Below are 25,962 nucleotides of genomic sequence, written 5' to 3'. Positions count from 1 at the left end.
ATCATGCAAGCAGTAAATGGTGGAATCTGATGGTACTTTCCGTCCAGATGCAGACATTACACGTGCTGAGATGGCAGCGATACTCGCAATCACTAAGGGGCAGTCTATCGAAGTAAATGCAACAACGGACTTTGCAGATGACAAGGATATACCAGCGTGGGCGAAAAATAGTGTTGCTTTCGTGAAGCAAGCAGGGATTGGACAAGGTAAAGTCAATAACTAATTCGCTCCTCAACACCACGCTACAAGAGCAGAGACCATAACGGTTCTGCTGAACATCTTGGCACATATGAGCAAGCAAGTAGTCATCATCGTACAAATGTGTACTTGTTAAATAAGAAGGGAGTAGTAGTCACGCTCCCTTCTTATTTTTGCTTGAAATTGTCGAAAGGTATCTAAACAGTCAGCAGGGAGACTCCCTTAATATTCGGGAGTAAGCAGTTTCAGGGAGAATGTACGCATGATGGGGAATATTTTGATGTACACACGGTTTTCTACTCACAAGAATACGCGATTTCATTATTCTGAGCTACAGTTCAAAGGTGACCATCCTGCATATCAATGTGACTTCCAAATCCAGCTCGGACATGTTAGCTTCATACGGCTTCAATGTAAAGCATGTGAAAATTCTGAACAGGCTCATGCGTATTGACCTATTAGGTAAACGTAGTTACAATGAAATTGACCTAGTAGGTAAGGTGTGAATATATATAATGGTTATTATCATGATTTCAAAAGTTTTGAATCTGAAATCCAAAAGAAAGGGCGTTATTTTAAATGCAGCATTAAAGTAACTTGCCACGAAGGGGATTTGAAGATGCCTCGCATGGTTCTTTTGGGCTGCTATCTTCACTGATTCCAATGTATGAGAAAAAATAACTTTTGGAGGTCTTGATGCAGCGATGAAAGATTATACAAACAAACACCAAGGTAACAAGTCCCTAGGCAGTGGATCGCCGATTGGAAGTTTCTACAACGTGGAAGGACGAGAATTGTTACTCGATTGTTCTGGGACTGGAAGTCCAACAGTAGTATTTATACCGGCATCCGGCATGGTCGGACTTGATTATTTAAATATCCACAATAAAATTAGTCAGCGTACAACATCAGTGATCTATGATCGAGCGGGAACGGGCTGGAGCGATCAGGTTAAGCTACCTCGAAGTGCCCTCGAGGTCACTGATGAATTGCGGAGTGTTTTGCATACCGCCGGTGTCCCAGCTCCCTATCTGTTCGTCGGCCACTCGTTGGGTGGAATATACTCACGCCTGTACGCCCAACGATTTCCAGATGAGGTAGCTGGGATGCTTCTGCTAGAACCAGCTCATGAGGACTTTCTCACCAATACACCAAAGTTAAAGAAGCGCTACCTTTTTCAGCAGGGTTTTGCAATCCTTCAGACACTCCTAACTTACAAGCAGCTTTTTCGTGGTTTATTCGAGCAGATGTTTGCAAAGTGGCCAGATTCGATACGTGAACCGCTGATTGAATATCATGTCAGGACATTATCGAAAACGATTACTGAAAGGAAAAACTTGAACAGCGAGCTCTATAACGAAGTCCGTAATGGTGGAGACATGCCGGATATTCCGTTGATTGTGTTTACAGCGATGGGGATCGACCCATTCATGACTCCGCTCATGAGTAAATCATTTCTGCGTGAGACTATTGATCCATTCAATAATATAAAAAGTACGATCTATACAAAATTAGCAAATTCAGTTCCGCGTGGGGAGCATCGTATACTCGAGAATGCTGGACATACTACGATCCACACGGATTGTCCAGACCAAGTGATCGAAGCGATCTGGAACTTACTCGATAGTGTAGACAGCTAATGAAGTAAATTGATTTAATACCTTTCATATTTGGTATTTTTTGCTCTACAGAACTTTCAATTCTGTAGAGACTTTGATTTGAGGGGCTTTTTGTTATTGAACACTGGTGAATCGTTTCGTGATGTCCAAATCCAGTTCGGATATGATTGCTTCATACGGCTTCAATGTGAAGCATGTGAAAATGCTGAACGGGATGATGCGTATTGATCTTATAGGAAAATGAAATTATAATATGATTGACCTAGGGGGTAAAATACAAAAATATATAAAGGTGGTTATCACGATTTCAAAAATTTTGAAACTGGAATCCAAAAGAAGAGAAGTTATTTTAAATGCAGCATTAAAGGAATTTGCCACTAAAGGATTTGATGATGCCTCGACAAATGTTATTGCAAAAGAGTCTGGAATTTCAAAAGGGTTATTGTTCCACTATGTAAATAGCAAAAAGGACCTTTTTCTATTCCTTTATGATTATTGCACTGACATGATTAATAAAGAATATCTGGATCTAATGAACTTTAACGAAAAAGATATTTTTGAAAGATTGCGGCAATCATATCTTCTCCAGATTGAGTTACTGCAAAAGCATCCTTGGATTTTCGAATTCAATAAAATTACTGCCAGTACTAAATCTGATGTAATCAATAAGGAGTTAGAGGAAAGAATTAACGGAAAACAATCATCATGCCATGTGACAATGTTTGATATAGTTGATGAATCTAAATTCAGAGAAGGGCTGGACGTTGAAAGATGCAAACAGCTTATTTTTTGGGCGAATATTGGTTTTACAAATCAGATACTGGAGGATATTAGAAACTCAGAGATCAGTGAATTGGATTATGACAATATTCTTGCAGAACTTGATGGTTACCTTAATGAACTCAGGAAAACTTATTATAAATAGAAATTAATTATCGGCATATTAAATGTGAAAAGGAAAACATCAGCAGCTATTGAGGAAATTACGACAGAAAAACTCTGTCTTTTTAAAGGAACAGAGTTTTTTCCTTCCTCTTTATTCATCTTCCGATTCTTTGGCTTGCTTCACTCTTAAACGATAAGCATAATAAAAAGGGATTAAACCACAGATAAATAAAACAGCTCCTAAAAATAGAGAGTTTAACCAGCCAAAGTTCGGTGTAATGGAAACAAGGTAGCCAAAAGCCACTACAGCAATTATTAACACAATCAAGTTTGCCTAATCGATTGTTTATCAATTAATTTTTTTATTCGACTTATTCATTGCTAATCTTAACAAAGATTTAGCTTAAATTACTTAATAAACAATGATTTGATGCCTTATCCCATAAGTGCTGTTTCACCACATCCGATAAGTAGCAAGGGAATTATACGAAATACCGAAATTATAGATATGAACTTGTTCATGACTGTCGCTTCCAAATCTCTTGAACTAATAAGCTACATTTACATCGTCAATATCATATTGTCTAGGGGCCGTGATTACATTAAAGTCATTACTGCATTTCATTACGGATGCTGAAGTGGTGTTTGGATTCTGCAATTGGAGCATTTGATTCATGTGTAAAATTTGAGTTGTTCATTAAATACGCTTATGCAGTAATTATTTCATCATATGAAAAATTCATAACAGTGATTTCAAAAAAAATATTAGTTCATACCTACGTCATCATACTATGAAGCTTTTTATCACATTCACATCATTGGTTCAAATGGGTCTCCATGAATAATTCATGCTGTGCAATTTGAGAAATAGTGGTTTATAATGAAGTTATAGATATTGCAACAGCGATCGTAAGGACAATCCGTCACCGAAGCGGTCACCCTACACGAAAGTTTTAAGATCTTGGTTTTAAGGACTTGGACTTTAAGGTTTTCCTTTTTAAGGACTTGTTTTGAAAATCTATCATAATTAAGGAGGTTCCACCCATGGCATTCATGATCGCACAGCGAGCATTTATAAAAGTCTATCTGATTACAATGGTCGAGCAGCAACGGGGTTATGGCTATCAAATGTTAGAGGAACTCCGGAAGGATTTCAGCGATTACGGTTATTCACCTCCACAGAGTGAAATATATCGTGCGCTTCATGAATTAGTACAAGAAGGGGTATTATATCGGCAGAAGCAATTGAAGGGAAATGATCCCAAAGTTGATTTTCAGGAGATTGTCTTATATCATTTTACAGATGAGGGTAGAGAGAAAGCTGATCTATATAAGAAACAGATCAAGACGGATCTTGATCGTTGTCTTGGGATACTAAATAAAGCTGTAAAAGATAATTATTAACTTTTGTAGGAGGTATTGGAATTGGACGAGCATATGCAGCGTAGACTAGACAAACAAAAAAAACTGTTTAACCAATTGGGAATTCATTTGGATGCTCTTTCGATCCACGAAAAAGCGTTCAGTAATAAGCTTAGAGGATACGATCCGGATGAAGTAGATACATTTCTGGACCTGGTGATTAAAGATTATGAACGCTTCTATGCTACGATTGCCGATCTCATGGATAAATGGCAGGAACAGCAGATCGTTATGCGTGATTTAAAAGCGGGAGTTGTACATGATACGATGACGACGCCTAAAATTGATCCGACTCAAATAGAGGATATCGTATTACAAATGGAACTTAATCTGAAGCAGTTAAGATCCAAATTACGACCAGAGCAAGATTTCTTTATTGAATAAGGAATCCACATAAATTACAGAATGTAAAAATTAACGTTAATATGATCAAAATACCGTCATTCATTTGACGGTATTTTTTTTATAATGAAGATAGATTACAGGATGCTAATTTAAAACAAGCGAGGTGTTTGACATGGCGCAGCATATTAAAGTGATAACCAAGAAGCCACCTGTTGAGAGAAAACGTAAAGTTTATTCGCTGCAACGCGGAGAGACTCTGGCGGGATTCCTATTTGTAAGTCCTATGTTAATCGGCGTGTCCGTACTGGTGCTCTTGCCGATTATGGCTACGATGATTCTAGGGTTCGCTGATTGGAACTTCGTACAGGGGTGGAGTGGAATCAAATGGGTTGGGTTCGGGAACTTTAGTAAATTGCTTGATGATCCACTGTTTATTAAATCCGTTCGTAACACGTTGCTATTTCTGCTGACCGTGCCTACGTATATGATTATTTCTATGGTGCTTGCGATATTAATTGATAAGCAAGTATATTTCAAGTCATATTTTAAAGTAGCTTATTTTATGCCTTATATCTCCATGGTTGTAGCAGTAGGGGTTGTGTGGCAAGTATTATTCCAGCCATCCTATGGTCCTATTAATGAGATGCTCAAGTCCATTGGGATGGCTAATCCGCCGAAATGGATTGCTGATCCAAACTTTGCGTTGATCTCCATCATGATGATCTCCGTATGGATATCGATTGGATTCAATTTGATCATCTACATCGCGGGTCTACAGTCTATTCCGAAGGATCTATATGAAGCTGCTGATATGGATGGGGCGAATGGCTGGACGAAATTTACACGCATTACATTTCCACTGTTATCTCCAACGTCATTCTTCCTGATGGTGACTGGGATCATCTCGACATTTAAAGTGTTCGACTTGATCGCTATTATGACACAGGGTGGACCGATCGGTTCGACGACGATGATGGTGTGGTACTTGTACGATACCGCCTTTGTGAATTTGAAGATTGGATATGCGTCGTCTATTGCGACCGTTCTATTCGGATTCGTGATGTTAATTACGTTATTCCAATGGATTGCTCAGAAGAAATGGGTCAACTACTAACAGACTAAGAGGAAGGAGCGAAGAGTATGAATGTTCATTCTGGGATTGATTGGCGCAAAGCAGTCATGACAGCTATCATGTTTGTTATCAGTATATTATTCCTGTTACCTTTCATTTGGATGTTAATGACTTCATTCAAAATGGAGACGGATGTGTTCACTTACCCTATCCAGTGGATTCCACAGACTTGGAACGTGATCGAGAACTATAAAGAAGTATGGTTTGGTGATTATCCATTCTACCTATATTATTGGAACTCTATTAAAACAAGTATTCTTACGACGATAACCTCTTGTCTTGTGTCTGCTCTCGCGGCATACGGTTTCTCGAAAATTCATTTTGCCGCAAGTAATGGGTTGTTTATCATTGTTCTTGTTACCTACATGATTCCAAGCCAAGCGATTCTAGTGCCGCAGTTCATTCTGTATCGTAATATTGGATTGTTTGATAGCCATTTCGGTTTGATCATTATTGGAAGCTTTAGTGTGCTAGGGACATTTATGCTCAGACAGTTCTTCATGGGCATTCATCAAGAATTTATAGAATCTGCCAAAATAGATGGTGCAGCGCATTTTCGAATTTTTTATTCCATTGGATTACCACTTGTAAAGCCTGCAGTGGCGACGTATGCCATTCTAAGATTTATCTGGACATGGAATGATTATCAGAATCCGCTTATATTTCTTAGAACCGACAATCTGTACACACTACCGTTAGCATTGCAGAAATTCACTTCGATGAGTGGAGAATTTTATTCATTGATTATGGCTGGCGCAGTATCCTCGATTCTTCCGCTCGTTATCATATTTATTATCGGACAGAAAAGTGTTATTGAGGGAATTGCTCTCGGTGGAGTAAAGGGGTAGAGACCCATGAATGGTAAAAATAATTCGAGATAAGTAAATATAGTTTTATCAGTGAAATGAAAGCGCTATATATAATGTAAAGTGTAGACATTAAACATACCAGGGAGGGTTATAGAATGAAGAAAAGAAAAGCGTTGACAGGTGCAATCGCTGGTGTTCTAATGATTAGTTTGTTATCAGGCTGTGGTGGGTCGAATAATAGTAATACAGAAGCTAAAGATACTGCCACCAATACGCCTAAAGCTCCAAGCGAAAGTGTGGAAAAAGTAAATCTTCGTCTGTACACCTATGGAACAGAGGAAGCCTACAATTGGAAGCACACATTGAAAGCTTATGAAGATGCAACGCCAGGCGTTACGGTTGAACTCATACAACTTAGTGACAAAGGGGATACACAAGAAGCATTTAAGAAACTTGATCTTGAGGCAGCATCTGGGGCAGCTATAGATGTGCTCATGTTCAGTGATCCAGCGGGTTATGCACAGCGTGTAGCTCTAGGTATGGCTGAACCTTTGGATGATTTCATCGCTAAGGATGGTTATAAGGAAGCGGAAGATTATAAAGTAGACACTAGCCTAGATGGAAAAGTGTATGCACTCCCTGGTAAATTCAATCCATGGTATGTATTGCTCAATAAGAATCATCTCGACGAAGCAGGGCTTGCCGTTCCAACGGATTGGACATGGGATGAGTATGCAGATTATGCCAAAGTATTAACCAAGGGAGAAGGAGCTGCGAAGCGGTACGGTACTTACTTCCATGGTCCGCAAGCAGGTGGCTGGATGGAGTTCTTGAAATTGAAAATGGAGAATCAACCTCAGGATGCAGATTTCCTCAAGGCTGATGGTTCGTCCAATCTAGACAACGCTACATTTAGAGAAACACTTGAACTAAGAGTTAGAATGGAGAAGGAAGATCAGTCCTCAGTTCCTTATTCGGATATGATCTCACAGAAGTTAGCTTATCGAACACAATTCTTCAATGAATCTGCGAGTATGCTAACGATTGGAAGCTGGATGAATACCGAAATTGGGGGTACGGAAAAGGTTCCACTTAACTTTAATATAGCCGTTGCTCCTTTCCCTAAGAATAAAGCGGCGGATGCAACAGGATTAACGCCAGTTACAACGGATTATGTCGCAGTTGGTGCGAAATCCAAACATAAAGAAGAAGCTTATAACTTCGTTCGTTGGTATACGACAGAAGGACAGATTGTACAAGGTAAGAATATTCCGGCATGGAGCCAAGTGAAGACGGAGCAAGTGGAAGGTATCATCGATACCATTCTGGCGGGTACCAAGAATCCAGAGAAGGTGGATAAGAAATCATTAGTAGATACACTGGTTGTCTCGAAAGCATCGGCAATCGTTCCACCATCCTCGTATCAAAACGAAGTATATAAAGCAGTTAACGATGAATATGAGAAACTCATCCTAGGAAATCAAGATATTGATGCCACTGTGAAAGCTTCTCAAGAACGTGTGCAGCAAATTATTGACGCTAACAAAAAATAATTTGATATAATGGACCCATCAATGGGGGCGGAGTTCCCGCCTCCATTTTTTTCATGTAGAGGGGACGGAGTAACGATGTTTCATTGGATTAGAAGATGGACTCCTAAATCTATTCGTCATAAGCTAATTATAGCTTCTATTACTTGTATTGTTGTTCCCGCTGTGTTCACACTATTGATCTACAATTCCTTAACACAAGAAGCTGTGAAACAGCAGGCTTTGGCTAATGCGGAAGATTCCCTGCAACTTGTAAATAAATCGGTAAGTAATCTGCTTGATAATATGTTAAAGACAGTGAACTATATCCAAGTGAATTCTGGAATGACATCTTATTTTAAGCAAGTAGTATCAGGCCATATGGATGGAAATCCTTACACTAAATTCATGGAAGCGAATCGCATCTTGGAACAGTTGGACAGCTTGACCGTTGGCGGTGTGAAAAGCTATGTAACGGTATTACTAACGAATGGTTCGTATTACATGAATTATTCTGTAAGCGATTACAACCCGATGGATATCGTAAACGAACCATGGTTCAGTAATCTACAGGAGCTGACAGGTCTACAATCGTATTGGATTGGTGCCGAACCGACCTCTTTTCAATATGACAAGTTCGATCATCCGTATCAGGTTTCAGTAGCTCGGACACTGAGGCTTGCTAATTCTGAGATTTATGGATATGTCGTGGTTACGATAATGGAGGATCAGATTAGTTCAATTATGGGCAGTCGTTCAGCGGGAAGTGAGATTCAACTGGTAGACGATACAGGGGTTATCGTTTCGAATCCGAATCCGAAGGGGATTGGAACAAAATTCACTTATTTGGACCAATCTAATCTTAAAAAGTCCTCATCGATGATTAAGGTCAACAACAATAACTATCTATTATCACAACAACAGATCTCATATGCAGGTTGGTCGCTTGTTCTATTGCAACCGTATAATGAAGCTACTGTAAATATCAGTTCGATTTTTAACCGAGTATTTATTTTTCAGATATCATCTTTTATCATTTTTCTAGTATTGCTAATTGCACTTGTTAGGACATTTACGAAGCCATTGGTTACATTAGGAAAAGTTACATCGGCTGTGCAGAGGGGCAATCTGCAGTTACGCTCAGGTGTTCGCGGGAATGATGAGATTGGTCATCTTGGAATTATGTTCGATCAGATGCTGAATGTAGTCCAAGAAATGATTACAGAAGTTTCAGTTACGCAAGCGCGTAAAAGAAAAGCGGAGCTAAAGATGCTTCAGGCTCAAATTAATCCTCACTTTCTGTTCAATGTACTTAATTCTATTAGGATGAAGGTCATGAAACGGGGGGACCCGGAGAGTGCACAGATGATAAGCTCATTATCTATACTCCTTAGAATGACTATTAGCCGTGAGGAAGATGAAATTCATCTGCATGAAGAGGTTGATCTGGTCACCCATTATATGACTCTAATGAATATGAGACAGAAAGAAGAAGTGAAGATTGAACTAAATATTGCACCTGAGGCCCTTTTGATCAAAGTACCCCGTCTCTTCCTTCAACCCATTGTCGAGAATGCTATGATTCATGGGCTTAACCAGCAAGCGGGAAGTATCCGTATTTCTGCAACGATGGATCAACAGAATCTGATTCTAACCGTTGAGGATGACGGAATGGGAATGGACTCAATCGCATTAGCTCGTCTTGTCGATAAATTAGTAGTTGTTGAATCAGAGGTTCTTGCCAAGGGAGAGGCAGTGAGTTCATTCTCTGGCATGGGTCTCCAAAATGTTGTTGAACGTATGAGAATTCTATTCGGGCAAGAGTTCGAAATAACAATCCAAAGCAAAGAGGCTGTAGGAACGGTTATTGAGATGGTGATTCCGCAAAGAGGAGGGGAACGGGATGTATAAAATCATGTTAGTAGATGATGATTATCCCGTCATCGAGCTACTATCCGATGCAATCAAGTGGGATGAACTGGAACTTCATCTGATCGGAACTCATGAGAATGGTGTAAGCGCATGGGAGCAGGCGCAGGAAGAAATGCCAGATATTCTAATTACAGATATCGGTATGCCAAAGATGAATGGGTTAGAACTGATTACCCGAATCAGAGAAGTGAAACCGGACATAAGGATTATTATACTTTCATGTCATAATGAATTTCAATTTGCTCAGCAAGCGATGAGGTTGAATGTACAGGACTATCTCTTAAAGGATAGCTTGAATCCGGAGGATTTGGTCCAGTTACTTAGTAGATTCAAAATTGGATTAGATGAGGTAGCGCAAGCAGGTTGGGAGCAATCTCGAATGAAATATTTATATAGTGAGACAAAGGAACTCCGCAAGGAACAATATATTAAAAATTTCATTCATCAGCCACTACTTTCACCGCAAGAATGGAGGAAGGAAGCAGCAGAATATGGGTTGTTCATAGATGGTGAGTTCTGTTTGCCAGTCATTACTTACTTGGAAGACTATCGGAGGATTAAATATCGCTTCTTATCAGAACAAACATTGAATTTTGCGGTCATTAATGTTATCAATGAAGTTTTGAACAGTTTACAGACGAAGGTACGGCATGTTAAGTACGACGTCAAAACGTCATTCTTATTATTCACTTATAAACCTAGCTTAAAGACGAATATATATGATGAAGTCCTTGCAAGTCTGAAAGCGATTCAAGCTACTCTAATCAAAGTGCTTAAAATCCAGTTTTCATTCATTACCGGGCACGGCTGTGCTACTCCAGAATGCTTGAAAGTTAGTTTGAATGGGATGTTGGAATGCGAGAAACAACGATTCTATTTAGAACCTGGAGAAATTACGAAGATACAAGATATTACTGTATCTGGACAACAGCACAATATCTTTGACTATTATGATCTGGCTAGTTCAGAACTTCGTGGGGTGTTTTTAGGCAAGAACCTGGATAAAGCCCGTGAAGTGACTGAGAATTGGGTCAGCCTTATTCAGAAAGAGAAGTATGCTCCAGAGAATGTTAAGGATTGGATGTTAAAATTGCTACTGGATCTTAAGTTAAAGCTCCATTCATTGCAATCGATTAAGCCTTCTTATTCTGCAGATACACTTCATAGGGAAATCGTTGATATGGATACATTATCTGAATTGCGTCTATGGTTAAATGAACATCTGGAGTCCGTAGCAACAGTTAATGGACCAGGTACAAGTAAGCGAGCTGAAGTAATGGAGGCTTGTAGATATGTCTCTCTTCGGTTGAATGCGAGAATTAGCTTGGATGAAGTAGCAGACCATCTGCACTTGAATGCAAGTTACTTCAGCAGACTGTTTAAGAAGGAATCTGGATTCACTTTCATCGAATATGTAACTAGGTTAAAGATGGAACGTGCTAAGGAGCTGTTGGATCAGACGAATCACACGGTTGGAGGAATATGTGAGCTCTTGGGCTACGACAACCAAAGTTATTTCATTAAGACATTTAAAATACATGTAGGTGTTACACCGGTTGAGTATCGGGGATAAGACTTAAAAAAATGATAGATTGGTTGGTGGAGGGAATGGAAATGGATATGATGAATCAGCAATGGGTAGAAGAAGCGTGGCATAAAGCATTGAAGAAGACTCAGCATAACAGTGTGAGAATAGGCTCAGGGTTTCCCCACGCGAGTCAAGGAGGAATATATGATTCGGCTGAGCCATATTGGTGGACAGCAGGGTTCTGGCCAGGGATGTTATGGCTTCTATACAAAGAAAGTGGAGACGAATCATTGAGGTTAATCGCGGAGGCATGTGAGGAACGTCTTGATTCTGTGTTGATTGATTATGTTCGTCTGGATCACGATCTTGGATTTATGTGGACATTAACGAGTGTTGCTTCCTATAAATTATCAGGTAATGAAGTATCAAAGATTAGAGCACTTAAAGCGGCTAATTTCCTTGCTGCAAGATTTAATATAAAAGGTAACTTCATTCGCGCCTGGAATCCATGGTATGAAGGTGAAGATAATGCAGGATATGCCATCATTGATTGCGTGATGAATATGCCTTTACTATTCTGGGCTTCAGAAGTCAGTGGGGACCCGCGTTATCGTCATATCGCAGAAGCACATATGGATATGGTCATGGAACATTTCATCCGTCCAGATGGCTCCGTATATCATATTGTGCGATTCGATCCACACACAGGGGAGGTCATCGAGGGAATTGGTGGTCAAGGGTATGCAGCTGAATCCGCTTGGTCTCGGGGATCAGCATGGGCAATATACGGATTAACATTAGCTTATCATCATACGGGGAAGACAGATTATCTTGATGCCGCTAAGCGTGTGTCCCATTTCTTCTTGACTCGTCTACCAGAGGATGATGTGCCGCATTGGGATTTCCGCGCACCTATGGAAGAGCGTCAATATCGGGATTCATCTGCTGGAGCGTGCGCAGCAAGTGGATTGCTGTTGCTTGCTGAGAAAGTGGATGAAGTTGAGGCAGCGATCTACCGAGATTCAGCGATTCGTATACTTAAATCGTTGTACGAGAACTATGGCACATGGGATGATTCGAGTGAGGAAGGCTTGATTCTCCACGCAACGAGCAATTATCCTCAAGGGACGAATATTGATGTTCCGCTAATTTACGGAGATTACTTCTATGTCGAAGGACTCGCACGATTGAAAGAGAAAGGGCCATTCTACTGGGAATAAAACGATTTAGGATCGGTTAAATAGATAAGCTGATGGTAAAGGAGCTTGGATGATGTACAAACAATGGGACATGTTTAATGCGAATCCACTACAAAGTAAACAAGATTTACAAGTTGCCTTGCGGCAAATATTAGATCCTCTTAAGCCATTTTATAGCGAAGGGAACACTAGGTTGAAACTTGGAGTTACTGGAGCTGGTAATCATTCCTTGATAACTGATATGGAGGGTTTCTCCCGAGTATTATGGGGGATGGTTCCGTTACTAGCAGGTGGAGGGGATCATGAACTCTGGGATACATGTCTTGAAGGGATACGTAACGGCACCAATGCTGAGCATGAAGAATACTGGGGGGCAGTTGGCGATTATGATCAACGGCTGGTTGAGATGGCTGTATTCGGCTATGCCTTAGTTCTGATTCCAAATAAAATATGGGATCCCTTAGATGAGCTAGAGAAATCAAATCTATATCATTGGCTGAATCAGATCAATAGTCATCCCTGCCATGATTGTAACTGGTTGTTCTTTCATGTCTTGGTGAATCTGGGATTTCGTAAAGTAGGCCTTCCATATGATCATGAACAGATGAATAGAAATCTGAATCGTATCGATGAGTTCTATTTGACCCAAGGATGGTATAGCGACGGGGGCGGAGGTCATAGCGACTATTACGTTCCCATTGCTTTTCACTATTATGGATTGTTGTATTCGAAGCTAATGTCGGATGAAGATCCTGAGAGATCTGCTAGATTTAAGCTAAGAGCAGTAGAATTCTCCAAAGACTTCATACATTGGTTCGCCCCGGACGGTTCAGCTATTCCCTATGGAAGAAGCTTGACCTACAGATTTGCTCAATCGGCATTCTGGAGTGCGATGGTAGACGCAGAGGTAGACGCTAATCCCCTAGGTGTATTAAAAGGACTGATTCTAAGAAACTTACGCTGGTGGTTTAAGCAACCCATATTCAGTCATTCTGGACTACTCACGATCGGCTACGTGTATCCCAATCTAATCATGGCTGAGAATTACAATGCACCAGGTTCACCGTACTGGGCACTTAAGGCGTTCCTGCCATTAGCGCTGTCTGACGATCATCCATTCTGGGTTAGTGAAGAACTACCATTACCACAGTTGAGTACATTGTCCATACAGTCACCGGCTCATCTTGTTATTTGTCGGCAAGAGGAGACAGATCATGTGACAGCTTTTAATAGTGGTCATCTTAGCACGAATGAACATACACATACCTCGGCTAAGTATGAGAAGTTCACCTACTCTAATGTATTCGGATTCAGCGTCCCTAGAGCAGAATGGGGACTGGGTCAAGGTGCATTCGATTCGATGCTGGCTCTCAGCGAAGGAGATAACTTATATAGAGTCAGAAGGATGAATGAGGAATCTCGGATCGATGACAATGTACTATATTCGAGGTGGAAACCATGGAAAGACGTAGAGATCCAGACATGGATTGTAGCGGGGCTCCCATGGCATATTCGAATCCACCAGGTATGCACACAGAGAAATCTGGATGTAGCTGAAGGTGGATTTGCTTTAGGGAATGAGCTTGATCTTCAGGTAAATGACGACGACGATAGAGTCGGTATTACTGCATCATGTTATCTAGGAAGCAGCGGTATTGTAGGTTTACGTGGTTATGATGTCGCTGAACTCATCTATCCGCAAGCGAATACGAATATACTACAACCACGTACTGTTATTCCTACGTTGAAGACGAGCCTAGCTCCGGGTACACATTGGCTGATTTCCGCTGTGTTTGGCGAACCGGGAGGAAGAGGAACGGGAGATCATAGTTTAGATAACCCCAGTGAAATATTGAATGTGCGAATTGAAATGAATGAGATACTTCTAACGACGCTTAGTGGAAAGGTGATAGCTCTGTCATTAGGGTAACACCATGATCTCCTGCAAATTTACCAATAATAATATGATATCGCTTTATGAAAGCGCTATTACCGATCTAGTTAAAGGCGTAATCCCAATATAAGGAAGGGGAATGGATTATTGTATATTCATTAAGGAATAAGCTAATTACTTCTTTCGTAATATTAATATTTGTATCATTCTCTGCCATTGCATTGTTCTTATTTAATGAATCACGCACCATTATTCGTTCCTATATTGAATCTTCTGCTTTAGAAAAAATGGTGGAGTACGGTGCGTATATTGAAATGGTACAAATGCAAGTTTATGATTTGGCCTCACTTGTATTTAATAGTGATGTCGTTGATGACTGGGATAAAGTATTATCTGATTCTTCTTCAACAGAAGGCGACAAGATGCTTTCCAATTTGGAATTAGGTGATTACTTAACCAAAACGACGAATAGCTACTCTAGTGTGTCGAGTGTAACCGTATATCGAGATCATAATTTATGGATAAACGGCGCAAATTTAATAGGAAAGAACGATTTTTTTATTAGGGAGACATGGTATAAAGAATTTAAAGATCAAAGTTTTTATTGGTCAAGTGCGCATGTAGATGCAGTTGAAGTAATGAAAAATAATAATCATGCAGTAATTGGTATGGCCATGCCGATCGATACGTTCCAACCAGAACTTTCCAAAAGCTTACTAAAAGTGAATGTTAATGAAAGTTATTTTTTAGAGCCTTTAAATCGTATTCATCTAGGTCAAAATGGAACGATTTTTTTATTGGATCGGTATGGGCAACCATTGTTAACACAGTCAGAATTTCCAGATGATAAACAATTAGCTAATCATGTACAGAACATCATTGCTAACGGTCAGACTCAAGGAACGATTTATTCAGATGGTAAAGGTAGCGCAAAAGAGATATTAGTATATAAAAAATTACCGAAGACGAAGTGGGTATTAATAGGAATCGTATCAGAAAACGATTTATATGCAGAGCTTTTTAGTCTTCGTAAAAATATTATTATTATTGCATCATTCCTGCTTGTACTATCAGTCCTTGTCGCTATTGTACTATCTCATAGTATTTCAAAACCGTTAACTTCTCTTGTGGTCGCTATGCGACACGTACAGCGGGGAGAATTTAACCGAGCTGAACTCCGTATTCAATCAGAGTCAGTCGTTCGAACAGAAATGGGGTTTGTATCAGAAATTTTCCGTAAGATGGTAGAACAATTAAGACAACATATTAAAAATGAATTTGAATTAAAGTTACTGCGACAGCAGGCTGAATATAAAGCGTTATTAATGCAGATTAATCCACATTTTCTGTTCAATACGTTGGAGTTAATTAGTAGTCTTGCTCTACAGAATAGGGGAAGGGACACCGAAAGGATTATACATTCATTAGGTCAAATGATGCGTTATTCATTGAAGATTAGTAATGATCTCGTATTATTGACTGATGAGCTGAAATATGTTGATCACTATTTCGCTATTATTAATCTTCGTTATAAGGATCGTGCTGAAATTGAAGTGAGCAAACAAGGGGAACTGGAAGGGGTAATGATGACGAAGTTTATTATCCAGCCGCTATTAGAGAATGCAGTCAAATATAGTTTCCAGACCCAGGAGATTGCAAGAGTCAATCTCCACATTACTAGAGCAGAAGAGAGATTAGTCATCGTTATTGCCGATAATGGTCCTGGTATTGCACAAGAGCAACTAGATAAGGTTACAGCATTTGTTGATATTGCCGAATCAAATCAATTACTGATGGGTGGAATGAATCAGATAGGACTAGGTAATGTACTTGTTCGTTGTAAACTTTATTATGGAGAGCTATTCCAGTATGAGATAGATAACAGTGAACTCGGTGGTGTAGAAATAAAGTTGATTCTACCGGTTAAGGAGAGAGAATAATGTTTAAAGTGCTCATTGTAGATGATGAACAAGAGATCATAAATGGATTGAAATTAAAGGTGGCATGGGATTCAATAGGGCTAGAGATTGTAGGAGAGGCAGGTAATGGAGCGGCGGCATTGGAATTTTTGGAGAATCATGCTGTTGATCTTGTACTTACAGATATGAATATGCCTGTAATGAATGGATCTGCTTTTCTTGATTATTGTAAGGAGAAATATCCAGGTATTAAGGTGATCGTATTGACTGGATACGATGATTTCGAATATGCAAGAGCTGCTGTTCGTGGAAATGCGCGTGATTATTTATTGAAGCCTATCATGTCCGAGGAATTAACGGAAGTTCTACAACGAGTGAAGCTTGAGCTAGATAATGAACGTGAACAATTTAAGAAAACGACAGCTACTGAATGGAAGCTATCTATGTTTTTTTTGGAGATGTGTGAAAATTTTGTACTGCGTATAGCTAAAGGGGAAACGAATTTCAATATTCACAATCGAGCAGAGCTCTTTCGTATGAACAACTGGGAACATCAGTCTGTTATTTTTCTTACGCTTGGTTTGAAGCAGCAATCTATTAACGATGAAGTTGGTATTGACCGAGTGCCGCAGCAATATCAGTTTCCATTTGAATTGATTTGCAGAGAAATCATTGCATTAACAACGGAATCAAGTATTCTATTTAAAGATAATAATTACCCCAATTTACTCCATATTATTTCATTAGATAATGAAATGAATAAGGCTACATTAACGGATAAGTTGAGAGAAATAGTAAGTTCTAAACTGCTATTTGAGCTTGTTATTGGAAGTGGTTTACCAGTTTGTGGTTACAGCAAGTGGAATGAAGGTTATATGGGCGCGCTTCTATCCTGGAATATGGAAGTAAGTCATGTGCAGAATAGTGAAATTAAGCTAGAAGAAGGACAATTGAACTTGCAGGGCAGTGATATACAAGCATTGAAACGAATGCATCTTCGGGGTGAAATGTCCTCCTTTAAGGATGTTATTGAGATCCAATTACAAGAAGCATATAGGCAATCAAAAAGTAGCTTTGTAAAGTCAATTTTTCAGTTGTTTCTTGTGATTGAAAGTATCGCTCATGAAACGAATACATCACTAAGTAGCGCCCAACAAATATGGCTTAGACCTGAATTCGCGTTAAGTCTGGACACCATTGAAAAGGCGAATGTATTCCTGATGGAAATCGCTAATCACATTCATCAACATGTAGTGAATGTTGAAGTGACAGATGAGCAATCTGTTATTAAAAAAGCTCAGAGCTTTATAGATGACAATTATATGTATGAAATTACTTTACCGATGTTGGCCGAAAAGTATAATTACAATCCCTCGTATTTCTCGGAATTATTTAAAAGTAAGGTTGGGAAAACATATGTCCAATATATTGCTGATGTTAGAATGAAACATGCTTGCAAGCTACTGGAGGAATCAAATTTGGGACTATGGGATATCGCTGAATTAACGGGCTTTTCTAACCCCAGCTATTTCAGTTCGAAGTTTAAAAAAGTTTTTGGAACCTCACCTACCGACTATCGTCAAAGATTACCTAGAAAAAGTGATAGTACTTCCCCGAAGAAATAGAATTCAAGTTAATAACAATTCTCTCTATTATTAAGTCATGAGTTATGCTTTTGACTATATTAGATTAGGGAGGATTGTTATTCATGCGCTTATCACATGGAAATATGGCACGAGAGCAGAATAGAACAGCATATTTGTTCTTGTTACCATGGTTCATTGGTTTTTTCTGTTTAACGGTGGGTCCAATGATTGCATCGTTATTATTCTCATTAACGAAATATAATCTTTTTAATTCCCCCAAATGGATCGGTCTTGACAACTATGTTCAGATCTTTACCAATGATCCAATCTTCACGAGCTCAATGTGGTTAACCTTCAAGTATGTGTTTCTATCTGTCCCATTTAAGCTGATTTTTGCTCTGTTAGTAGCGATGGCCTTGAACAAAGGAATGCGAGGTCTAGGCATCTATCGAACAGTCTATTATCTTCCTTCGTTACTTGGCGGTAGTATTGCCATTGCTATCGTCTGGCGTCAAATCTTTGATGGTCAAGGGATTGTTAATGATTTTCTATCGTTATTCGGTATTACCGGTCCTTCTTGGATCGCTCACCCCGATTATATTATATACACGATAATTACTTTATCAGTATGGCAGTTTGGTTCAGCAATGGTTATCTTTTTGGCTGGATTAAAGCAGGTACCTGCTGAAATTTATGAAGCTTCCTCTATTGATGGAGCGAGTAAGGTTCGCCAGTTTTTCACAATGACACTTCCATTATTGTCACCTGTTATTTTCTTTAATCTTATTATGGGCTTAATTAATTCCTTCCAAGCATTTACCCCAGCCTTTGTTATTGGTGATGGGCGTGGTGGTCCGCTTAATGCTACGATGTTCTACACGCTTTACCTTTATTTGAAAGGATTCTCTTTCTTTGATATGGGTTATGCATCTGCTTTAGCGTGGGTCATGGTTATTATGATCGGTACTTTGACAGCGGTCGTCTTTGCCACATCGAAATATTGGGTGTTCTACGGCGATGATAAAGGAGGCAAATAATCAATGTCTAAGACAACTACAACCCGTTGGATTCGCCATATGTTTGTTATCGGATTAGGCGTTCTGATGCTGTATCCTGTCCTTTGGTTAATTAGTAGTTCCTTTAAACCGAATCAATTCATTTTTTCTCAACCAGGATTGTGGCCAAGTGAGTTTACATTGGATAATTACATTAAAGGCTGGAAAGGATTTCAAGGAATATCTTTCAGTAGATTCTTTCTAAACTCCGCGTTTATTTCTATTATGAGTGTACTGGGTAACGTGATTACATGTTCATTAGCAGCCTTTGCATTTGCTCGATTAAAATTTAAATTTAGTAAACTTTGGTTTGCTATGATGCTTGTGACGATTATGTTGCCTTACCATGTGACATTAATTCCACAATATATCGTTTTTAGTGAATTGAATTGGATTAATACTTATTTGCCTCTTGTTGTTCCGAAGTGGTTAGCAACAGATTCATTCTTTATTTTATTGATGGTACAGTTCATCCGTGGTATTCCTAGTGAATTGGATGAGAGTGCAACCATTGATGGATGTAGTCAAAAACAAATTTATGTTAAAATCATGCTTCCCTTACTTGTACCTGCGCTTATCACAACTGCTATTTTCACATTCATCTGGACATGGGATGACTTCTTTAGTCAAATGATTTACATTAGCAAAATTGATTTGTTCACTGTTCAGTTAGCGATCCGTTCATTATTTGACCCATCTGGATCTTCAGATTGGGGAGCATTGCTAGCTATGTCAGCCTTGTCATTAGTGCCAATTACAGCAATCTTCCTTATATTCCAGAAGTACTTCCTTGAGGGAATTGCGACAACAGGATTTAAGTGAGGAATGAGTGGTCCTGAAAAAAACATGTATGAAGACCCGAAATAATGAAATTAAGTTTTTGGAAATAAACGCTATCATTACCTACGTAAGCACTTTCATATTGTGATAAGGGGAGATCGAAATGAAAAAAGGATGGTTAATCGTATTGATGTCAGCATTCATGATTTTTACTGCAGCATGTTCTAGTACTAGTAATACCAGTAGTGGAAATACGAATACGAATACGAATACGAATACGAAAGAAAATGCCTCCACAGAGCAAGATACTCCAGCTGTAAAACAAGTGGAACTGCGGCTTATGTGGTGGGGAGATCAGGAACGTGCCGATATAACAAATCAAGTTGTCGAACTATTTGAAGCTAAATACCCAAACATTGATATTGTCGGCGAATTTGCTCCATCTTCTGGCTACTGGGATAAAATCAATACTCAACTCGCATCAGGAACGGCGCCAGATATCTTCTTCCTAGGTGGGAATGTAGTAGACTATGCGATTAAAGATGTGTTGCTTCCTTTAGATGCCTATGTTGGCAACCAACTGGATTTATCAGATATGGATGACGCAATGATTGAATATGGTACGATTAAAGACGAATTGCTGCATGTGTCTGCTGGAGCGAACGCTCGAGGTATTGTTATTAATGAAACGATGTTCGAAAAAGCGGGTATGGCTATTCCCCAGGATGGTTGGAATTGGGATGACTACGCACGAATCAGTAAAGAAATAAGCGACAAGCTAGGTCCCAATGCATATGGTACTTATGATTTTACATTTGAAGGATTAGATATATTTTTCAAACAAAGTGGAAAGCAAATCTATGATATGGAAAAAGAATCACTTGGATTTGATGAAGCTACCGCATTGAAATGGTTCCAATACTGGGCGGATACTGCAGCAAATGGTGGTGTAGTAACACCTGAACTAGCTATTTCTAACCCTGGAGATGATATTAGTAAATCACTAATGGTTACTAGCCAAGTAGCAATGAATTTACTTGCTTCTAATCAGTTAACTGCACTACAAAGTCTAACGACTGACAAATTATCGATGGTACAATTACCGCGCGGTGACAAAGGAACGGGTGTTATATTTGAATCAAGTCAAGGATTATCTGGTTTTGCTAAAACGGAACATCCAGAGGAAGTGGCATTGTTTATTAATTTCTTTATAAATGATAGTGAAGCAGCGCAAATTCTTCGTAATAATCGTGGTGTACCCGTTACAAGCAAAAATCGTGATGTATTAGAAGCAGCTGCTGATGATGTAGATAGAATCGTATACGACTATACTAGCCGTGTATCAGAAGCAACGAAAACAGAGCCTTTTGGAGTCAGCTATAACCCTCCAGGATCTGCTGAATTCACCAAGCTAGGAAAAACAACCATTCAAGAAATTGGTTTTGGCCGCAAGACAGTTGAACAAGCGGTTAAAGATTTCTATGAAGGAACAATTACAATTTTCTCTAGTAATGTGAGTGAATAATTAGGTCGTTCATATCCTAGATAAAGCAGGCTACCGAATGGCAGCCTGCTTTATTACCCATTAAGAGTCGAGATAAAGGAGAATAGGTCATATGGGAAAGAGTGCCTTATTAGAAAGGTTGCGGTCATTATCTGTAGAAGATCGAATGGGGGAACTTGGAAAAGAAACGGATCATGATGTGATGAAGAAATGGGAAGCATTCAATGTTTCTTTCGTTGCAGAAAGTAATAAACTTGAACACGTCTATTATCAAGCAATTCGTAAGCTATTAGATTGTATCGTACCCACACTGGCTAAAGAACCCATGTTGCATGAGGGTGGAATTTATTTCGGCTGTTGGCTTGAAAGTACAGGTACAATTAATGCGGAGCTATTATCACGCTTTCTGCCTTCTGTGTCTGAGGAAACTTATTTATCCTTTGCCAAATATCAACGAGAAGATGGAATGCTCCCTTATAAAATTACAAAGGACGGGCCCTCGTATCGTCAAATTCAGCTGGTGACTCCACTTGCTCGCAGTGTGTGGAATCACTATAAGCTGCATGGTAAGAACAAACTATTTCTACGTACGATGTACGATGCAATGGTTAAATACGATGACTGGTTAGTGCAATATAGAAATACGAGAGAAACAGGTTGTGTAGAAGCATTTAGCGCTTTTGATACAGGTCATGATTTGTCTCCACGCTTCTGGCATGTTGCTGATACTCCACATCTAAATGATTCAACGCAATGTAATCCCAATTCGCCAATCCTTCCGTTCCTAGCACCCGATTTAACGGCAAATGTATATTGTCAGCGACTTTACTTAGCGACAATGGCTGAGGAGTTAGGGGAAGATGGAAGCCACTGGGACGAGAAAGCACAGCAAAGCTTAAAGAGCCTATTCCAGTATTGCTTTGATGAGGAAGATTACTTCTTCTATGATCGTGATCGGAATGATCAATTTGTGCGCGTACAATCTGATGTGCTCTTGCGAGTGATGGCTTGTGAAGTTGGGAATTCAGAATTTTTCGAGAACATGTTAAGTAAATATTTATTAAATACTAGAAAATTCTTTGCTAAATACCCATATCCGTCTATTGCATTGGATGATCCGAGATACGATCCACATAATAGCTATAATAGCTGGGCAGGACCAAGTAACTTCTTAAGTATTATCCGTACAGCTCATGCGTTTGAGCATCATCATCGCTATGTTGAATTAACATGGGTGATGTTCCCTATTATGGCTGCGATGGCGAGAATGACGAGATTCTCTCAAGCAATAAGTCCATGGACGGGCGAGGAGGGCTTTACAGAGGTTTATTCTCCAGCCATTCTTGCTGTATTAGATTATATTGAGCGACTATCAGGTATTCTACCAACAAGAGATGAGACGGTATGGTTCACAGGTGTACTTCCATATGATGTGGATCATGGAGAGCAGATTACAGGTGATCTTGCTTATCGTAGGAAGGTAAATGACCATACCTTTGAATTTATTAATACAAGTGATGAATGTCAAATTTATCGTAATGGAGAGCTAAAGCTAGTATTTCCGTCAGGAATTCGTGTGGTTACCGACCGTAAAGGTCAATTGCAGAGCATCATTGGGATGACTCTTCAACCGGTTAGTGGTGAGTTGAAATTTGAAGGACTTGAGCTTTCTTTTACAGTGAAGGGTAATGAGCAGCTTGACTATAGGGATGGTCAGCTTGTGACTGTTCGAGATATTGGTATCGTTCATCCAACCTATGAGTAAGGAGGAGAGTTACTTATGAATCTACTAACTATAAAGGATATTCAAATTCGTGATCCATTTATCGTTCCAAGGGAGGAAGAAGGCAAATACTATATGTACGGAAGTACAGACGCTAATATTTGGGGAAAAGGGACTGGTTTTGATGCTTACGTAAGTACAGATTTAAGTAACTGGGAGGGGCCATTTCCTGTATTTCGTCCTGATGAAAACTTCTTCGCAGACAAAAATTTTTGGGCTCCAGAAGTCTATGCTTACAAGAACAAGTACTATATGTTTGCAACTTTTCGTAGAAGAGATAATGACTTGCTAGGTACAGCTATATTAGTAAGTGATCAGTTGTTAGGGCCGTTCACTCTACATAGTGATGGACCTGTCACACCGAAGGAATGGAGTTCATTAGATGGTTCTTTACATGTAGACGAGCAGGGAATTCCTTGGATGGTTTTCTGTCATGAATGGCAGCAAGTGGGTGATGGAGAAGTATGTATTGTTCGGCTAAGTGATGATTTACATTCTACTATAGGTGAACCCATTCTTTTGTTTGCAGCTTCTGAGGCGGCATGGACGACACCCTTTATTTCACCACGTTATCCGGATACTATCAACTATGTTACCGATGGACCTTATGTATTCCGTACGAACAAGGGACAACTCAGTATGCTATGGGCGAGTTTTATCGATAACACGTATGCTCTTGGTCTTGCAGAATCGGTTACGGGTGAAATAAAGGGACCGTGGATACAAGCGAATGAAGCCGTATATCGAAATGATGGTGGTCATGGAATGGTATTCCGTACTTTTGAAGGAAAGCTTCTATTAGCATTGCATACACCGAATAATACACCTGATGAGCGTCCTTTTTTTTTAGAAATGATGGGACTTGAGGGTTCTCCAATAAGATGAAACATAAGCGAATCTCCAAAGCGCTAATAAATGTTTTCAATTGAAACTGACCATATAAGGTTGGTTGTTTTTTTATATTTAATCAAAACCCTCATTTCATTTGACATTTCGAACACATTTTACTATTAAGATGGTCTTAAATGACAGATTATCAAATCAAGAACGATATGTTTTGATAATCTATCAGAAACATAGTTTGAGAGGGGATTAATGAATGAATAAAATATTCAAACGTTTAGCTTTGGGTGGATTGGCACTATCGATCGTCGCTACAGGTACCATAGTAATGGAGAATCAGAAATCTTCAGTTAGTGCAGCAAAGAAAGCTACATCTAAAAATCTGATCGTATTGATTGGAGATGGTATGGGACCTGCACAAGTGGCTGCAACACGATATTATCAACAACATGAGGCTAGTAAACAGAGTTTGAATATAGATCCATACTATGTAGGTCAAGCAACTACATTTGCGGATAGAGGAGATGATGGCGGAGTTATCGTTTCTGGGATTGTAACAGACTCGGCTTCTGCTGGAACTGCATTCGCAACGGGAAACAAAACATACAATGCGGCCATAAGTGTATCTAACGAAGACGTAGCCAAACCATTCGCATCTGTACTTGAAGCTGCTGAATTAAGTGGAAAGTCTACTGGACTAGTAACAACTGCTCGCATTACCCATGCTACTCCAGCTGTATATGCTACACATGTTCGCAGTCGGGATAATGAATCCGCTATTGCTTCACAATATGTAACAAGTGGAATAGACGTATTGCTAGGTGGAGGCCAATCTTTCTTTGTAACCAAAGATGAAAAGGGCAAACGTACAGATAAGAATATCATTCCTGATTTTGAAGCTAATGGCTACACGGTAGTTCAAAAGGCGACAGATTTGAAAGCATTAACTGCGAAGAACTCGAAAGTACTCGGATTATTCGGAAGTTCACATGTTAATTATGTCCCAGACCGCACGCAAGATACTCCTAGCCTAGCAGCGATGACATCTAAAGCAATTGAAATTTTGTCAACGAATGAGGAGGGGTTTGCCATCATGATTGAGGGTGGACGAATCGATCATGCAGGTCATGCAAATGATTTGCCGTCGATGATTCAGGAAACTCTTGATTTCGATGCAGCTTTCAAAGTGGCTATTGATTTCGCTAAGAAAGATGGTAATACATCGGTAGTTGTAACAGCCGATCATGAAACAGGTGGCTTGTCATTGTCTCGTGATAACATATATGAAGTGAATATCGACTTGTGGGATAAACAGAAGCATTCTTCAGAAAGCATTGCTAGTAAATTAGAAGCTGCCCAATCTATCGCAGAGATTAAAGCTATTGTATCCGGGAATACTTGGATAACTGATCTTTCAGATGAAGAAGCGCAAATCATTATGGATGGAGACGGATCTTCTTACAAGCGTGAGGGCGGGTACAATGCAGTCATCTCCAAACGCTTACTAGTTGGTTGGTCAGGACACGGACACTCCGCAGTAGATGTTGGAGTCTGGGCATACGGTCCGATTGCAGACCAAGTGAAAGGTCAAATTGACAATACACAGATTGCATTAGCAAGTGCCGATGTCATTGGTGTTGATTTGAAAAAGGCAACAGCTGAGCTGCAATCGAAATATTTGTACCCTAAGTTTAAAGTGAGTCGTGAGAAAGAAGTACTCTATCCAGCGAAGGCATTAGTTGAGGCACTTGGAGGCACATACACATCTGATAAGGACATGGTTACAATCGTCTATCAAAAGAACATAATGAATATCAATTTGAAAACCAATGCCATACAATTCAATGGGAAAAATGGAGCCTTTACGGTAGATGTCGATAATAATACTCTTTATCTTCCTCTTACAGCCTTTAATCAACTTTCCGGGAAAACCATGAAGTGGGACACATTATCCGAACGACTTTTATTGAAATAAATAAAGTGAGTTAAAGAGAAGGAAC

21 protein-coding genes are annotated in these 25,962 nt (G+C 39.5%); 20 read left to right on the top strand and 1 reads right to left on the bottom strand.

The window, feature by feature from the left end; genetic code table 11:
* Positions 1-16 precede the first annotated feature (16 nt).
* From AC1TO9_RS05530 to AC1TO9_RS05520, 3 genes are all read left to right on the top strand, one after another.
* Positions 17-223, top strand: coding sequence for an S-layer homology domain-containing protein (locus tag AC1TO9_RS05530; protein WP_482053809.1), 207 nt, complete (start codon positions 17-19; stop codon positions 221-223).
* 679 nt (positions 224-902) lie between these two features.
* On the top strand, positions 903-1,838 hold the full coding sequence (locus AC1TO9_RS05525) for an alpha/beta fold hydrolase (protein ID WP_482058607.1): 936 nt from the start codon (positions 903-905) through the stop codon (positions 1,836-1,838).
* A gap of 232 nt (positions 1,839-2,070) precedes the next feature.
* Positions 2,071-2,742 (top strand): TetR/AcrR family transcriptional regulator, encoded by a 672-nt coding sequence (locus tag AC1TO9_RS05520; protein ID WP_482058606.1) that lies wholly within the window; start codon positions 2,071-2,073, stop codon positions 2,740-2,742.
* A gap of 111 nt (positions 2,743-2,853) precedes the next feature.
* Here AC1TO9_RS05520 and AC1TO9_RS05515 read toward each other — a convergent pair whose 3' ends face one another.
* Positions 2,854-3,030: a hypothetical protein gene (locus AC1TO9_RS05515; RefSeq protein ID WP_482058605.1), complete on the bottom strand. Its 177-nt coding sequence runs from the start codon at positions 3,028-3,030 to the stop codon at positions 2,854-2,856.
* Positions 3,031-3,746: 716 nt separating this feature from the next.
* Between AC1TO9_RS05515 and AC1TO9_RS05510 the strand changes: the two genes are divergently transcribed.
* The 17 genes from AC1TO9_RS05510 to AC1TO9_RS05430 all read left to right on the top strand — a co-directional run bounded on the left by AC1TO9_RS05510 (position 3,747) and on the right by AC1TO9_RS05430 (position 25,937).
* Positions 3,747-4,106 (top strand): replication termination protein, encoded by a 360-nt coding sequence (locus tag AC1TO9_RS05510; RefSeq protein ID WP_482053805.1) that lies wholly within the window; start codon positions 3,747-3,749, stop codon positions 4,104-4,106.
* A 21-nt stretch (positions 4,107-4,127) separates the two neighbouring features.
* On the top strand, positions 4,128-4,508 hold the full coding sequence (locus AC1TO9_RS05505) for a DivIVA domain-containing protein (protein WP_482058604.1): 381 nt from the start codon (positions 4,128-4,130) through the stop codon (positions 4,506-4,508).
* Positions 4,509-4,641: 133 nt separating this feature from the next.
* Positions 4,642-5,583: a carbohydrate ABC transporter permease gene (locus AC1TO9_RS05500; RefSeq protein WP_482058603.1), complete on the top strand. Its 942-nt coding sequence runs from the start codon at positions 4,642-4,644 to the stop codon at positions 5,581-5,583.
* Positions 5,584-5,609: 26 nt separating this feature from the next.
* A complete protein-coding gene (locus tag AC1TO9_RS05495) occupies positions 5,610-6,449 on the top strand; it encodes a carbohydrate ABC transporter permease (RefSeq protein ID WP_482053802.1) in 840 nt (279 codons plus the stop codon).
* A 116-nt stretch (positions 6,450-6,565) separates the two neighbouring features.
* Entirely contained in the window at positions 6,566-7,963 is a 1,398-nt protein-coding gene (locus AC1TO9_RS05490; protein ID WP_482053801.1) for an ABC transporter substrate-binding protein, read from the top strand.
* Positions 7,964-8,038: 75 nt separating this feature from the next.
* Entirely contained in the window at positions 8,039-9,850 is a 1,812-nt protein-coding gene (locus AC1TO9_RS05485) for a sensor histidine kinase (protein ID WP_482058602.1), read from the top strand.
* Complete coding sequence (locus tag AC1TO9_RS05480) at positions 9,843-11,444, top strand: response regulator transcription factor (protein WP_482053799.1); 1,602 nt, start codon at positions 9,843-9,845, stop codon at positions 11,442-11,444. The genes AC1TO9_RS05485 and AC1TO9_RS05480 overlap by 8 nt, the downstream gene beginning before the upstream one ends.
* 41 nt (positions 11,445-11,485) lie before the next feature.
* On the top strand, positions 11,486-12,619 hold the full coding sequence (locus AC1TO9_RS05475) for a glycoside hydrolase family 88 protein (protein WP_482058601.1): 1,134 nt from the start codon (positions 11,486-11,488) through the stop codon (positions 12,617-12,619).
* Between the two features lie 52 nt (positions 12,620-12,671).
* On the top strand, positions 12,672-14,528 hold the full coding sequence (locus AC1TO9_RS05470) for a DUF2264 domain-containing protein (RefSeq protein ID WP_482058600.1): 1,857 nt from the start codon (positions 12,672-12,674) through the stop codon (positions 14,526-14,528).
* Between the two features lie 278 nt (positions 14,529-14,806).
* On the top strand, positions 14,807-16,432 hold the full coding sequence (locus tag AC1TO9_RS05465; RefSeq protein WP_482058599.1) for a sensor histidine kinase: 1,626 nt from the start codon (positions 14,807-14,809) through the stop codon (positions 16,430-16,432).
* A complete protein-coding gene (locus AC1TO9_RS05460; protein ID WP_482058598.1) occupies positions 16,432-18,036 on the top strand; it encodes a response regulator transcription factor in 1,605 nt (534 codons plus the stop codon). Before AC1TO9_RS05465 ends, AC1TO9_RS05460 begins: the two co-directional genes overlap by 1 nt.
* 83 nt (positions 18,037-18,119) lie before the next feature.
* On the top strand, positions 18,120-19,034 hold the full coding sequence (locus tag AC1TO9_RS05455) for a carbohydrate ABC transporter permease (protein WP_482053795.1): 915 nt from the start codon (positions 18,120-18,122) through the stop codon (positions 19,032-19,034).
* A 3-nt stretch (positions 19,035-19,037) separates the two neighbouring features.
* Positions 19,038-19,874 (top strand): carbohydrate ABC transporter permease, encoded by an 837-nt coding sequence (locus tag AC1TO9_RS05450; RefSeq protein ID WP_482058597.1) that lies wholly within the window; start codon positions 19,038-19,040, stop codon positions 19,872-19,874.
* 121 nt (positions 19,875-19,995) lie between these two features.
* A complete protein-coding gene (locus tag AC1TO9_RS05445; RefSeq protein WP_482053793.1) occupies positions 19,996-21,357 on the top strand; it encodes an ABC transporter substrate-binding protein in 1,362 nt (453 codons plus the stop codon).
* A 91-nt stretch (positions 21,358-21,448) separates the two neighbouring features.
* A complete protein-coding gene (locus AC1TO9_RS05440; protein ID WP_482058596.1) occupies positions 21,449-23,101 on the top strand; it encodes an MGH1-like glycoside hydrolase domain-containing protein in 1,653 nt (550 codons plus the stop codon).
* Positions 23,102-23,116: 15 nt separating this feature from the next.
* Positions 23,117-24,004 carry a glycoside hydrolase family 43 protein gene (locus AC1TO9_RS05435; protein ID WP_482058595.1) on the top strand — a complete coding sequence of 296 codons (888 nt, stop codon included), beginning with the start codon at positions 23,117-23,119 and terminating at the stop codon, positions 24,002-24,004.
* A 214-nt stretch (positions 24,005-24,218) separates the two neighbouring features.
* Positions 24,219-25,937, top strand: coding sequence for an alkaline phosphatase (locus AC1TO9_RS05430; protein WP_482058594.1), 1,719 nt, complete (start codon positions 24,219-24,221; stop codon positions 25,935-25,937).
* Positions 25,938-25,962 lie beyond the last annotated feature (25 nt).

The sequence above is a fragment of the Paenibacillus sp. Y916 genome, from assembly GCF_056786435.1.
This window is presented reverse-complemented; position numbering and strand designations above follow the sequence as displayed.